12 protein-coding genes are annotated in these 11,783 nt (G+C 67.7%); 2 read left to right on the top strand and 10 right to left on the bottom strand.

The genetic code is table 11. The features are described 5' to 3' along the window. Positions 1-22 precede the first annotated feature (22 nt). Positions 23-868 (bottom strand): alpha/beta hydrolase, encoded by an 846-nt coding sequence (locus WJU27_RS06975; RefSeq protein ID WP_341421567.1) that lies wholly within the window; start codon positions 866-868, stop codon positions 23-25. Positions 869-1,034: 166 nt separating this feature from the next. On the opposite strand from WJU27_RS06975, the gene WJU27_RS06970 reads away from it, so the two are divergent. After that, entirely contained in the window at positions 1,035-2,033 is a 999-nt protein-coding gene (locus WJU27_RS06970) for a LysR family transcriptional regulator (RefSeq protein WP_341421566.1), read from the top strand. A 60-nt stretch (positions 2,034-2,093) separates the two neighbouring features. On the opposite strand, the gene WJU27_RS06965 is transcribed toward WJU27_RS06970, so the two are convergent. Continuing rightward, positions 2,094-2,495, bottom strand: coding sequence for a DUF2784 domain-containing protein (locus WJU27_RS06965; RefSeq protein ID WP_341421565.1), 402 nt, complete (start codon positions 2,493-2,495; stop codon positions 2,094-2,096). Between the two features lie 128 nt (positions 2,496-2,623). Between WJU27_RS06965 and WJU27_RS06960 the strand changes: the two genes are divergently transcribed. After that, complete coding sequence (locus WJU27_RS06960; protein WP_020164334.1) at positions 2,624-3,325, top strand: haloacid dehalogenase type II; 702 nt, start codon at positions 2,624-2,626, stop codon at positions 3,323-3,325. A 4-nt stretch (positions 3,326-3,329) separates the two neighbouring features. Here the strand turns inward: WJU27_RS06960 and WJU27_RS06955 are convergent, their stop codons facing one another. The 8 genes from WJU27_RS06955 to WJU27_RS06920 all read right to left on the bottom strand — a co-directional run bounded on the left by WJU27_RS06955 (position 3,330) and on the right by WJU27_RS06920 (position 11,565). Further along, on the bottom strand, positions 3,330-4,871 hold the full coding sequence (locus WJU27_RS06955; RefSeq protein ID WP_445928425.1) for an MFS transporter: 1,542 nt from the start codon (positions 4,869-4,871) through the stop codon (positions 3,330-3,332). Positions 4,872-5,000: 129 nt separating this feature from the next. Further along, on the bottom strand, positions 5,001-5,510 hold the full coding sequence (gene fae / locus WJU27_RS06950) for a formaldehyde-activating enzyme (RefSeq protein ID WP_019918611.1): 510 nt from the start codon (positions 5,508-5,510) through the stop codon (positions 5,001-5,003). Between the two features lie 86 nt (positions 5,511-5,596). Continuing rightward, on the bottom strand, positions 5,597-6,487 hold the full coding sequence (locus WJU27_RS06945; protein WP_341421563.1) for a triphosphoribosyl-dephospho-CoA synthase: 891 nt from the start codon (positions 6,485-6,487) through the stop codon (positions 5,597-5,599). Continuing rightward, entirely contained in the window at positions 6,481-7,413 is a 933-nt protein-coding gene (locus WJU27_RS06940) for an ATP-grasp domain-containing protein (RefSeq protein ID WP_341421562.1), read from the bottom strand. The genes WJU27_RS06945 and WJU27_RS06940 overlap by 7 nt, the downstream gene beginning before the upstream one ends. A gap of 5 nt (positions 7,414-7,418) precedes the next feature. Next, positions 7,419-8,417 carry a methenyltetrahydromethanopterin cyclohydrolase gene (mch, locus tag WJU27_RS06935; RefSeq protein WP_296810798.1) on the bottom strand — a complete coding sequence of 333 codons (999 nt, stop codon included), beginning with the start codon at positions 8,415-8,417 and terminating at the stop codon, positions 7,419-7,421. A 12-nt stretch (positions 8,418-8,429) separates the two neighbouring features. Continuing rightward, the gene (locus tag WJU27_RS06930; protein WP_341421561.1) at positions 8,430-9,557 is read right to left on the bottom strand and encodes an ATP-grasp domain-containing protein; all 1,128 of its coding nucleotides are present in this window, start codon (positions 9,555-9,557) and stop codon (positions 8,430-8,432) included. Positions 9,558-9,585: 28 nt separating this feature from the next. Then, on the bottom strand, positions 9,586-10,488 hold the full coding sequence (locus tag WJU27_RS06925) for an NAD(P)-dependent methylenetetrahydromethanopterin dehydrogenase (protein WP_019918606.1): 903 nt from the start codon (positions 10,486-10,488) through the stop codon (positions 9,586-9,588). 102 nt (positions 10,489-10,590) lie between these two features. Next, positions 10,591-11,565, bottom strand: a complete 975-nt coding sequence (locus tag WJU27_RS06920; protein ID WP_341421560.1) for a beta-ribofuranosylaminobenzene 5'-phosphate synthase family protein — start codon at positions 11,563-11,565, stop codon at positions 10,591-10,593. Between the last annotated feature and the right edge of the window lie 218 nt (positions 11,566-11,783).

Raw genomic sequence — 11,783 nt, 5'->3', positions numbered from 1 at the left:
TGAAGAGGCATCGGATCGGTGTTCAGACGGCGTGACGTGCGTCGTTGTGACCGGCCTGCGCGCGGCCGAGCCGGCAGCGCAGGAACTGGACGACGCCGTCGAGCAGCGGCGGATGGGCGAGCAGGGTGGCGTGCGTGATGCCGGCGAAACGCTCGACCTGGGTGTGCACGCCGGCGGCGATCAGCGCCGCGGCATATTTCTCGGCTTCGCAATGCAGCAGGTCGCGCCCGGCGGTGGCGATGTAGGCGGCCGGCAGACCGGCCTGGCGGCACGACTCCAGCGGTGCGGCGTAGGGGTGCAGGCGCTGCGACAGCTGCGGCAGGTACTGGCGGTAGCAGTCGGCGCAGTCTTCGGCGCGCAGGTCGGACTGCAGACGCGCGGCGTCGCCGGTGCGCGTCATGCTCGGGTCCAGCATCGGGCCGATCAGCACCTGCACGGCGATGTGCACGTCCTGTCGGTCGCGCGCGATCAGCGCCAGGCTGGCGGCGAGGTTGCCGCCGGCGTCGTCGCCGGCGACCGCGATACGCTGCGCGTCGGCGCCGAGCGTGGCCGCGTTGTCGGCGGCCCACAGCGTCGCCGCGTAGGCGTCCTCAGGCGCGGCCGGGAACGGGTGTGCCGGCGCCAGCGCGTAATCGACCGACACCACGACGGCAGGCAGCGTCGCCGCGATGTAGTGCGCCGGCAGGTCGGCGTCGTCCAGCGATCCGCCGACGAAGCCGCCGCCGTGCAGATAGATCACCAGCGGCAGCAGGGTGTCCGAGCGCGGCCGATAGATGCGCAGCGGCAGGCGGCCGTGCGGGCCGGCAATGTCGATGTTGCGCACGTGCGGTGCAGCGGTGCCGTGCGCGTCCGGGTACAGCAGATTCATGCGGTCAGTCCTGCCGGCCATGCCGGGGTCAAGGTGTGACCGGATTCTGTATGTTGGCCCGTCGTGGATAAACTGGTCTAATCTGGTAACACTGTTCGTTGAGTGCGAATAATCGGACGAGGGTCCGGTGCGCGCTCGCTTGCCCACCCTTGTCCGGAGTTGCGCCATGGATCGTTTCCAGGCCATGCAGGTGTTCACCCGCGTCGTCGATTCCAACAGCTTCACGCGTGCCGCCGACAGCCTCGGGCTGCCGCGTGCCACCGTCACCACCGCGGTGCAGAACCTGGAGAACCTGCTGCAGGTGCGCCTGCTCAACCGCACGACCCGGCGCATCAGCCTGACGCCGGACGGTGCGGCCTACTACGAGCGCTGCGCGCGCATCCTGGCCGACGTCGAGGAGGCCGAATCGTCCTTCCGCGAGGTGGCCCGCGGGCCCAAGGGCCGTCTGCGCATCGACGTGCCGGCGCCGGTCGGGCGGCTGGTGCTGATTCCGCGCATGTGCGAATTCCACAGCCGCTATCCGGACATCGAACTGGCCATTGGCATGGGCGACCGTCCGGTCGACCTGGTGCGGGAAAGCGTCGATTGCGTCATCCGCATCGGCGAACTGCAGGACTCGACGCTGGTCGCGCGACGCATCGGCACGATGGAGACGGTAACCTGCGCGTCGCCCGATTACATCGAACGTCACGGCGAGCCGGTCGCGTTGGCCGACCTGCAGCAGCATCGCGCGGTGCATTACTTCTCCAGCCGCACCGGTCGCATCTACGACCTCGATTTCGTCGTCGAGGGCGAGGTAACCGAAGTCAAGGTGCCGGGCAAGGTGTCGGTGAACGACGGTGACGCCTACGTCGCTTGCGGGCTGCAGGGTTTCGGCCTGATCCAGCCGCCGCGCTTCATGGTGCAGGCCCACCTGCAGTCGGGTGCCTTGCGCGAAGTGCTGCCGCAGTGGCGGCCATCACCGATGCCGATTTCGGTGGTCTATCTGCAGAACCGTCACCTGTCGCCCAAGGTGCGCGCCTTCGTCGACTGGGCGGCCGAACTGTTCGGGCGTTGCCCGATACTGGGTGGCTGCGACCAGGCCTGCAGCAAGGCCGAGCCGAAGGACGGCGACATGCGGCAGGCAATACTCGGCCTGCAGGCAGTCGAGGCCGGCAGCTACTGATCGCGACATGGACATTGTCGGTCGCAGACCCCGATCCAGGCGGCTGCCAGGGCCGGAAACTCATCTGCCTCGCCGCGGCGGGAAGTACCACCATGCCGCCGCCACCAGCAGTGCGAACAGCGAATAGGCGAGCGTGAACACCCAGGACGGCGCTTCGTAATAGAGCAGCCGCTGCACCCAGTGCTCGATGAAACTCGCACCGTAGGTCGCTTCGCCGGCCTGCCGGCGCAGCCACATTTCGAGCGTGGTCAGCGGACAGGCCTGACCAAGCCAGGCCTGCGCGACGACGATGCCGATGGCGGCCAGATGGGCCAGCCGGAAAGACAGCGCGTTGACCCGGCGCCAGTTCAGCCTGTTGCCCACGAACACCAGCAGCAGTCCGCCGACGACGAACAGCACGACGGCGAAGTGCAGCAACAGCACCAGATCGGCGAGCAGCGGGTAGGCGGACGGGAAATTCATCCGGACTCCTGTTCCAGAATGGTGGGCGGTCCTGCAATCACCAGTCTCGCAGAACTTCTCCGCCCGGACATGGCGCTCCGCCATCGCGCGCGGATAATCGTGCCGCACGACAACAGACCGGAGGACGCATGAAGGACGTGAAGGCGGTGGTGTTCGACGTGTTCGGCACGCTGGTGGACTGGCGCACTTCGATCGCGCGCGAACTGCAGGCAGTGTTCGGCGACCGCGCGGATGCTTGGGCGCTGGCGGACGCCTGGCGGGCCGAGTACCAGCCGGCGATGGAGGAGGTGCGCGCCGGGCGTATTCCGTTCTGCAAGCTCGACCGCTTGCATCGGCGCAACCTCGACATCGTGCTCGCCCGCGCCGGTCTGGACGACTGCGACGAGGCGACGCGCGTCGCGCTCAACCTCGCCTGGCACCGCCTCGATGCCTGGCCGGACGTGGCGGCCGGTTTGCAGATGCTGCGCCGCGATTACCGGATCGCGCCATGTTCGAACGGACATATCGCGCTGATGGTGAATCTGGCGCGGCGCAACGGCTTCGTCTGGGACGCGGTGCTGGGCGCCGAAGTGGCACGCGACTACAAGCCGCGACCGGTGGTGTATCTGGCGGCGGCCGACGCTTTCGATCTCGCACCGGCGCAGACGCTGATGGTTGCCGCGCATTCGTCCGATCTGGCTGCGGCAGCAGCGGCCGGACTGCGCACCGCCTTTCTTGCGCGGCCGGACGAGTTCGGCGCGGGGCGGGGCGAATCAGCGGCGGCGGTTCCGGTCGACCTTGCTGTCGCCAGCGTGCCCGAACTGGCGCAGGCGCTGGCCGCACTGCGCTGAGTGATCAGCGCGCGTCGGCTCCGGCGGCGGTTTTCGCCGGTGCGCGCAGGATGCGTGCGACGAGCAGACTGGCGCCCGCCACCAGCACCGCGCCGCAGGCGGCGGTGAACTGCAGCGCGTCGGTGAACGCGACGTGTGCGGCCGAGAGCAGCGCGGCGCCGGCTGGCGCGGGCAACTGTGCGGCGGCAGCGACCGCACCGCCTATGGTTGACAGGGCTCCGGTCGACAACGCCGCCGGCAAGTCAGCTGGCATGCTTCCGGTCAGCAGGTGACGGTAGATCAGCGTGCCCAGGCTGCCGAACAGCGCGATGCCCAGCGCGCCGCTGAACTCGGCGCTGGTTTCCGACAGCGCAGCGGCCGCGCCAGCGCGTTCCGGCGGCGCCGAACTGACGATGATGTCATTGCCTATCGTGAATACCGGCGCCATGCCCAGACTCATCACGACAGTGGCGGCGACCAGCACGGCGAGGCCGTGCGGGCCATCGATCAGCGTCAGCAGCGCGAAGCCGACGGCGGTGATCGCCATGCCCCACACCAGTATCGACACCGCCGACACGTGCCGCGCCAGTCGCGGCGACAGCAGCGAACCGAACACGAAACCGAGTGACCACGGCAGGATGGCGACGCCCGCTTCCAGCGGCGACAGGCCGAGCACCAGTTGCAGGTGCTGGGCGATGAAGATGTAGACGCCGAACATCGCCAGGCAGGACAGCGCGTAGGCGGCCACCGTGGCGCTGAAGGCAGGGCGGCGGAACAGTGCGACGTCGAGCAGCGGGTAGGCGATGGTCCGCTGACGCCGTACGAACAGCACGCCGAGGCTCACGCCCGCCAGCACGGCGACCAGCGCCGGCGCATTGGGCCCGAGCGTCGCCGCGTGCTTCAGACCGTAGATCGTGCTCAGCACAGCGGACAGCGACAGTGCCACGCTGGGCAGGTCGATGCGGCCCGCGTGCTCGTCGCGATATTCCGGCAGCAGCGAGGGGCCGAGCAGCAGGAGCAGTGCCATCACCGGCACCGCCAGCAGGAAGGTCGAGCCCCACCAGAAGTACTGCAGCATGACGCCGCCAATCAGCGGACCGAGTGCACTGCCGACCGAGAAGGCGGTGATCCAGATGCCGATGGCGAACTGCCGCTCGTGCTCGTCATGGAACATGTTGCGGATCAGCGAAAGCGTGGACGGCGCCAGCGTCGCTCCGGCCACGCCGAGCAGGGCGCGTGCTGCGATCAGCGTGCCGGGGCTGCTGGCGAAGGCGGCCAGCACAGAGGTCAGCGCAAAGGCGGCCGCACCGGCCAGCAGCAGGCGCCGGCGGCCGATGCGGTCGCCCAGCGTGCCCATCGTGATCAGCAGGCCGGCCACCATGAAGCCGTAGATGTCGATGATCCACAGCATCTGCGCCGCACTGGGTGCGAGGTCGGTGCTGATCGCCGGCAGCGCGAGATTGAGCACCGTCAGGTCCATCGCATAGACCAGACAGGGCAGGGCGATCACGGCCAGACCTGTCCATTCTCGGCGGCCGGCTTTCGGGGCGGGTTGAACTGGAGTCATCGTGGATAAGGTCGTCTGCGCCGGTCGACGACGCGGCAGGTATCGCGATATCGACAGTGGCGGACGCTGCAAAAGAAAACGCCCCCGGCCTTGCGGCCGGAGGCGTTCGTGCTAACCGAGCGGTGAAGCTTAGTTGGCGGCGAACGGGTGAGCAGCGGAACCCTTCTTGGCAACCACTTCAGCAGCGGTCGGGGTGCCGGCAACTGCACGGGCGATCGATTCCTTGACAGCGCGGTAGTTGAAGTCTTGGATCTTCGCGTCGTCGTCGGCCAGCCAGTGGATGAACACGCCAACGCAGATGAACAGGTTGTCGGCTTCGTCAGCCGGGATCGTGCCGTCAGCAACGCTGTCAGCCACGGCCATTGCAACGCCGCGCTGTGCCGGGCCAAACATCTGGACGGCTTGCTTGGCGCCCTTGATGGTGACCTTGTTGAACATGACGGTGGCCGGCTTGCAGACCAGGTTCGGAGCGACAACGGCCAGCAGGGACGTGAAGCCGTCCTTGTTGTTGACCAGTGCGTTTGCGAACGCGGCTTCGGCGGCGCTGCCACGCGGGCCCATGATCAGATCGATGTGAGCAACTTCGTTGCCGTCACCAACCAGGGATTCGCCAACACACAGACCGTTAATCTTCGCCATATTGAATCTCCTCATTTACAAGGCAGTTATAGGGGGTAGATCCCCCCCGGGGTGGTAACCCATGTTCCGGGGTGCGAAACACAGGATCAAAACTTCTTCTTCTGCTGCTCTTCGCGCCGCCCTTCGATCCAGTCGAGCACGTCGGCCAGGAAGGCCGTCACGACGGTCAGGTCGGCACTTGTACCGGGGTTGATTCCGACTGATTTGAGCTCTGCGTCCCATGCCATCAGCGCGTCTTGCATCATAACCGGATCACGACATTGTTCAAGCCGAACGTACATCTGGACGCCCTTTTCGCGTATCGAGCGCGCCGTTTCCGCACCATGTTTGCGCGCGATATGGGTGTCGGGAATCAATGCGAGACAGAACATGAACACTGTGGTCGCTGCCCATGCTTCACTGCACCATCGACGACGCGCTGCAACATACTTTGGCAGCAGGTGATCGAACACCAGAGCATGCCCGCTTGCGTAAAGCGAGGCGATGCTGTCGCGGTGCGCCGCCAGCTGCATCGCGTCGAGCAGCGTGATCACCGGAGCTTCGGCAACGTCGTGCTCGGCGCGTTCCCCGATGCCTGCCGGATGCGCGAGGCGGATTGCCGCATACGCGTGTGACGCGTCGATGACCGTCAGCCCGGCCAGTGTGCGCTGCAGCGATGCGCGCAGCGTTTCGTTGCTGTTTCGATGCAGTGCGGCATGGGCGATCGGCGCACAGCCAAGCACGATGCCCAGATTGGTGTTGCAGCCGACCGCCTGCCAGGTGGCGCGCATCGCGTCCTCGATGCGCTCGCCGACTGTGGCGTCGGGGCGACACAGTGGTGCGGCCGCGGCCTGCGCACTGGCGATGAAATCATCGACCTGCATGCGGTGACCGTCGCCGTGAAGGCCGACGTTGCCCGGCTTGAGCGCTTCGACGTCGAGCCGGCAGGCGCGCTCGAACAGGGTGGCGAGCTGCGCGGCCGCCGGTGTGCTCAGCATGCGATCACGCCAGCGCCCGGAATGCGGCGCAGCAGGTCGTCGGCCAGCAGTTGCGCGATGTTCAGCGGCGACACGCCCTGCAGGCCCTTCCAGGCCGGAATGCTGTTGACCTCGAGCACGGTGAGCTCGCCGTGGTCGTCGCGCAGGATGTCGATGCCGGCGTAGTCCATGCTGCAGGCGCGGGTGGCGTCGACGGCCAGGCGCATCAGCGCGTCGTCCGGCGACACCGGTATCGCCTCACAGACGCCGCCCTGGGCGACGTTGTTGAGCCAGCTCTTTCCGCGGCGCAGCATGGCGGCGACCGGCCTACCGTCGATCACCATGACGCGCCAGTCCGACCACTCGCCGACGCTGTCGCGCGAGCGCGCGCTGTAGCGCTGCATGTACCAGACATTGCCCAGCGTTTCCGCCGCCGGCAGCGGGTCGCCGGCCTTCAGCCGAACGATGCCTTCACCCTGCGAGCCGAACAGCGGCTTCACCAGCACGTCGTGCCCGGCGGCGAATTCGCGCATCAGCACCGCGCGCGCCTCGGCTTCCTGTTCGGTCACCCAGGTCGGCGGCGTCGGGATGCCGGCGCGGTGCAGCAGCACGCTGGTCATCGCCTTGTCCACGCTCTTCTCGATCGCGCGCGCGTGGTTGTAGACCGGGATGCCCAGCTCGCCCAGGTAGTGCAGGAAATCCATGCGCAGCACGACCTGCTGCAGCGAACCGCCGGCCACGCCGCGCACGAACACCGCCTGCGGCAGCTTCTGTTCGAAGCCCGGCATGACGACGCCGGAAATGCCGCGCTGAAGGTCGATGTGGCATTCACCGAGGCTGACGTAGCGGGCCAGCAGGCCGCGTGCGCGGAAGGCCTCGCGCAGCCGGGCGCCATGCCAGCCCGGCTCGTCGGTGACGATGGCGATGTCCGCCTGCTGCACGTTCATGCCGATTACTTGCCCTCGCCGAAGGACTTGGCCAGCAGTTCGGTATTGATCTGGCCGGCGCGGAAGCTCTTGCCGGTGCGCAGATTGCTCACCACCACGCGGGCCGGTGCGAACAGCATCGGGTCGATCTTGTAGAAGTCGTACTTCACTTCCTTGAACACTTCGGCGAACGGACGGCCGTAGTCGCGCGAAGCCGACGACGGCAGCTTCTGCGCCAGATCGGCGGCGGCGTCGTCCTCGCAATCGACGTAGAGCTGGGCGACGCCGCCGAACAGGATGGCGTCGTTGGTGCGGCCCATCGCGTTCAGGAAGTCGGGCGCCGGCGGTGCGATCGGTGCGCTGGCCGAGCCGTCGACGATGTGCTGCAGCGGGAAGCCGAGCGCGTGCACCTTGTGCAGCGCCACTTCGAGCACGCGGCCGACCACCTGCACCGTGCCGGCGAGACTGCGTGTCGGTGTCAGGATGAGCGTCACGCCATCGTCCGGCACATTGCAGTCACGGCGGATCTTGGCCAGCACTTCGGCCGGCGGCTGGCGGTCGACTTCGAGCACCAGTACGGCGTGCTTCGCGTCGTCCTTGTAGCCCAGTTCCTTGTACAGCGGCTCCTTCACCGCCAGCGCACGGCCCGGGCCGGAACCCAGCGCATGGAAAGCCTCCTTGCCTTCGCCGTGCGACAGGCTCCAGCCGGCGTACTGGCTGGCCAGACAGGCGACGACCGGGTGCGTGGAGTGCACGTTGATGATGAGCGGCCAGTGCGCTTCGCGCGTGTTGAAGGTGGCGGTGCCGAGACCACCCATGCAGATTTCGGTGATGCGGCGGCCGGCTTCGATGCCGCCCGGGCAGTTGATGCCGGCGTCGATGACGCGGCCGCCACCGGGCAGCGGCTCGACCTTGATGCGCAGCGCGTCGGCGTCGCGCACCAGACCCTCGACCAGGGCCATCACATGCTTGCCCACGCTGGGCTGTGCGCCGGTCAGCACCGGGCCGTGTTCAGGGTTGCTCATCTTCAGTTCTCCTCAGGAAAGGGCTGTTGTCGTCATCTGTCCGGCGAAAAGGCCGGGCGTGTCCAGAAGTTGTCGTTCGCGCTGCCGCAGCAGCCGGCTCACGTCGGCGCCGTCGCGACCGGTGGCAAGCACCGTGCAGAGCGGCATCGCGCGCGCCGTCGTGTTGCCGGCCGGCGGCCGGTCGGCACTCCATGCCGGCCAGGCCGCATCGTCGCCGATCCGCAGCGTGTCTGGCGCATACACCACGCGCAGTCCGTGCACCTCGTCGCCGGCCAGCAGTCCGACCTCGTCGAGCCGGCCTTCGCAGGCCGCTACGTGGGCGGCGAACAAGCCGCCAGCCACGCGTTGTTCGTACAGCATCATCGTTGCGGTAGGCCGTGGATTGATCTCTATCAGCACCGCGTGCTCGCCGTCGAATACCAGATCTGCGCCATTCAGACCGCGCAGACCGAACTGTTGTGTCAGTGCAGCGACATCGCGCGCCAGCCGCGCATGCTGCGCGGCACTCAGCGGCAGGTCGCTGACTGCTTCGCACCAGGCGTAGGGACCGGCCACGCTGCCTGGATACTGGCGCGTGACGCCGACGATGCGTGCGTCGTGACCGTCGGCGAGAAACAGCACTGACGCCGGCACGCCGTCGATACGGCGCTGTGCGAACCAGCCCTCGGCGATCTGTTCGCCCGCTCGCGCCGGACGCACGCCGATGCCGCCACAGCCGCCTATCGGCTTCATCAGCCAGTCGTCGCCGGCCACCGGGCCCGAAATGTCGACCTCTGCGCAGCGAACACCGGCCCGGTGCGCGGTCTCCGCGAGATTCATCGGCGCCTTGCAGCGGGCGACCGTGGTGGCGTCGTTGCCGAACACCGGTGCGATCGAATCCAGCTCGTCGAGCATTGACGGGACGGCCTCGAAACCCGAACCGGCGACGATGCCGCGCCAGTTGCCGGCCATCGACCGGACCAGCGCCGGCAGCCGCTCATCGAAGTGATCGCCCGACAGGGCGCCGCGTTCCAGCCGGCAGGCCAGTCGTGCGGTGTCGCTGTCGGCAAATGGATCGATCACGTCGCAGCGCCAGCCGGCCTCGACGCAGGAGCGTGCAAGTGCACGCGCACTGCCGGCGACGATGAGCCAGTGCGACACCGGCCCGCGCTCCGTCGGCGATTCCGCCTCAGGCGACCAGGTCGCGCGCGGTGGCGAAGGCGTCGCGGAAGTCGAGATAGACCGGCTTGTCGGTGTTGATCATGCGCTGGAACAGACCGCGCTGGCACAGGTACTTCACGTTGCCGATGGCCAGTGCGCCGATGCCGACGGCCTTGCCCGATCCGGCGCCGAGCGGCTTGCCGTCGTCCATGACGCCCAGCCCTTCGATGCCCGCCGGCGGAACGGCGTTCACGTCGGCAGCGACCAGCAGCGAGCGCGCGTTCTGGAGCTGGGCCTTGCTCAGCACCTGGATGCCGGCCTTGGCCGTGCACAGGATGACGTTGGCCTGGGGCATCAGGCTTTCCTTCTGTTCGTTCGAACCCGCTTCGACCGGCTCGACCGACGAACCGTAGCGGGTATTCACGACTTCCGAGGCGACGCGGGCGCGCATCGCGCTCGAATGACTGCCGACCAGCACCTTGGCGCCAGCGCTGGAAGCCAGCACTGCAGCGGCGGTGCCGACCGGGCCGGTACCGCCGAGCACCAGCACGGTCTTGCCTTCGAGTTCGGTGTTGTGCGCCTTGCGCAGCTGACGCTCGACGCAGGCGACGAGGGCGGCGGCGGTGGTGAAGGCGCCGGAGGGGTCGGCGAATACCGACACTTCGAACGGCGGCACCATGGCGCCACGGCAGGCGTCGAGCATGTCGGCCGCCAGGCCGATGTCACGGCCGCCGATGAAGATGCCGGTGCGCTTCACGCCATTGGGGCCGCGCGAGAAGATGGCATCCTGGGTGAGGCCGTAGATCTGGTCCAGCCCGACGCCGGAGTAGGGCATCAGCACCTGGAAGCCGGCGTCGCACGCCATGTTCACATCGAAGGGGCTGATGTTGTTGGTGGGGCTGAACATGTGCAGGATGTACGGGTTTTCCATGGTCTCTCTCGCTCTTTCCGCCCGAAGGCTGGGTGCTCTCTTACGTCGTTGTGGGGTGCGGTGACGCACCTCTCCTCTAATTCCCGGTCTGCACCTGAGGCATCAGCCCGGCAGTTCCGTCCACTGCGCGCCCTCGTTGCGCGCAGCGCACACCATCAATTCCAGTCCTTCCGCCTGCGCGAACCGCGTGCGCGCAGACGCCACCATGGCGTTCGCGTCGGCCTCCGACGCTGCCAGCGCAAAGCCGGTCGGCCCCCAAGAACTCTGGCCGATGCAGGCTGCGCCGAGCCCGGCCAGGTGTTCCGCGACACTGCTCACCAGCGCACTGGTGTAGCGGCCGCCCTGTGCCGGCGCGAAATAGTCGCCGACACATTGCTGCAATTCGTTGATCGCGGCACCGAACATGTCGATGTCGCGTTCGGCCAGCGCCGGCAGTGCGCGCATCAGCACCAGCCGGCTCAAGCGGTCCGCCAGCCCCGCCTTGTAAGGCGGCAGCACGCGGAATGCCTCCTTCTCGGCCGCCCCGTGCAGGCCGCGACAGGCGTGATCGAAGATCAGCACCATGCGCCACTCCGCCGGGAACGGCATTTGCACGACGATGGGCGGTGGGGCGTCCAGCGCGCCGCGACCCCCATCGACGATGAAACCGCCGCCATCGAAACTGCCGATGCCGATGCCCGAACGCGCGCCACGGTCGAGCAGGCCGGCGATGTCGCGCGAACTCAGATTCAGGCCGTGCAGACGCGCCAGCGCCATGCCGACCGCGAGAGCAAGTTGTGTGCCGGAGCCCAGCCCGGAGTGCGAGGGGATGGCGCCGGTGATGTCGATGCGGGCAGGGGGGAGATTGAAGCGTTCGCAGATCGCCGCCGCGTAGCGGCGCGCACGCTCGGCGTCGTGGCCGCTGACTTCGAGTTTCGCGGCTGGTCGGATCTGCAAGGTGGTGTTCAGGCCTTCCAGCGTCAGGCCCACGCTGCCGAAGCGTCGCCCGAGACTGCCATCAAGGTCGACGAACCCCATGTGCAGGCGAGCGGGAGCCCGGACTTGCAGGGCGGCGGCGGTCGCGTGCGAAGCGTTCATCCGATGGGTCTGTCGTTGCGAAGGCGCGGATTATCCCAAATTCGGCGGCGTCACTGGCAAAGGCTTTTGCGACGGTGCCGGAAGCCGTTCAAGACAGTCGGGCGACGGTCGTTTACGGATCGCGCTGTCACGCATGTGAAACAGGTTGACCGCGGTGCGGCCTGTCCTGCCGGATGCTGCAGTGCGGCGCGCGAAGGCGCGCCCGTCGCAGGTTTGCG

The sequence above is a fragment of the Methyloversatilis sp. NSM2 genome (assembly GCF_038066675.1).
In the GTDB taxonomy this organism is placed as follows: Bacteria; Pseudomonadota; Gammaproteobacteria; order Burkholderiales; family Rhodocyclaceae; genus Methyloversatilis; species Methyloversatilis discipulorum_A.
The sequence above is the reverse complement of the archived record's forward strand: the minus strand, read 5'-3'. Positions and strand labels throughout refer to the sequence as shown.

Bases quoted from the DNA above. Each gene is read 5' to 3' on its own strand.
- fae (WP_019918611.1), bottom strand. From the start codon at position 5,510: ATGGCGAAGATTAACGGTCTGTGTGTTGGCGAATCCCTGGTTGGTGAC.
- WJU27_RS06970 (WP_341421566.1), top strand. From the start codon at position 1,035: ATGGATCGTTTCCAGGCCATGCAGGTGTTCACCCGCGTCGTCGATTCC.
- WJU27_RS06945 (WP_341421563.1), bottom strand. From the start codon at position 6,487: ATGCTGAGCACACCGGCGGCCGCGCAGCTCGCCACCCTGTTCGAGCGC.
- WJU27_RS06920 (WP_341421560.1), bottom strand. From the start codon at position 11,565: ATGAACGCTTCGCACGCGACCGCCGCCGCCCTGCAAGTCCGGGCTCCC.
- WJU27_RS06940 (WP_341421562.1), bottom strand. From the start codon at position 7,413: ATGAACGTGCAGCAGGCGGACATCGCCATCGTCACCGACGAGCCGGGC.
- WJU27_RS06965 (WP_341421565.1), bottom strand. From the start codon at position 2,495: ATGAATTTCCCGTCCGCCTACCCGCTGCTCGCCGATCTGGTGCTGTTG.
- WJU27_RS06925 (WP_019918606.1), bottom strand. From the start codon at position 10,488: ATGGAAAACCCGTACATCCTGCACATGTTCAGCCCCACCAACAACATC.
- mch (WP_296810798.1), bottom strand. From the start codon at position 8,417: ATGAGCAACCCTGAACACGGCCCGGTGCTGACCGGCGCACAGCCCAGC.
- WJU27_RS06960 (WP_020164334.1), top strand. From the start codon at position 2,624: ATGAAGGACGTGAAGGCGGTGGTGTTCGACGTGTTCGGCACGCTGGTG.
- WJU27_RS06955 (WP_445928425.1), bottom strand. From the start codon at position 4,871: ATGACTCCAGTTCAACCCGCCCCGAAAGCCGGCCGCCGAGAATGGACA.
- WJU27_RS06975 (WP_341421567.1), bottom strand. From the start codon at position 868: ATGAATCTGCTGTACCCGGACGCGCACGGCACCGCTGCACCGCACGTG.